This window comes from Bradyrhizobium sp. 45 (assembly GCF_023073155.1).
Taxonomy (GTDB): domain Bacteria; phylum Pseudomonadota; class Alphaproteobacteria; order Rhizobiales; family Xanthobacteraceae; genus Bradyrhizobium; species Bradyrhizobium canariense_D.
Genome location: NZ_JADPIX010000048.1, coordinates 1 through 605 on the forward strand (window position 1 = coordinate 1; position 605 = coordinate 605).

Sequence of the window (605 nt, forward strand, 5' to 3'; positions counted from 1 at the left end):
GTCGTCCGCAAGTGTTTCCAGTGCTCGGCCGGGAAGTCGTAGAACGCCAGTAGCGTGTCTCGATCCTTGCTCAGGCAATCGGCGGCCTTCTCGTACTTCAGCGCGTAGCTCTCGATGAAGGTGTCGAACGCCAGCTCGGCGGCGAGCTTCGTTTCAGCCATCCAGATCTCCTGCAACGCGCGTTTGGCCTTCGGCTGCTGGCTCTTCGGCAACTTGGCGAGCACGTTGGCGGTCTTGTGCACCCAGCAGCGCTGCTCGCGCGTTTTCGGCCAGACCTCGCCGGCCGCCTTCCAGAACCCGAGTGCGCCATCGGCGATGGTAAGCTGCGGCGCCACGTCGAGCCCGCGCCGCTTCAGATCGAGCAGCAGATCGCGCCAGTCCTGCGCGCTCTCGCGGGCGCCATCGGTGAAGCCGACCAGTTCCTTGCGGCCTTCCGGGGTCGCGCCGATCAGCACCAGGATGCACTGCTTTTCGTCTTCGAGGCGCGCTTGAAGATGGATGCCATCGGCCCAGATGTAGACGTAGCGCTTCGCCGACAGATCGCGCCTCTGCCACGCGGCGTGCTCGTCGAGCCAGCCATCCTTCAGGCGACCGATGGCGGATGC

General features: G+C 65.1%; 1 protein-coding gene. It reads right to left on the reverse strand.

Annotation, left to right across the window (positions count from 1 at the left end; translation table 11 throughout):
- On the reverse strand, window positions 1-605 hold a 605-nt coding region (locus IVB42_RS06490), incomplete at both ends, for an IS256 family transposase (protein WP_247469916.1).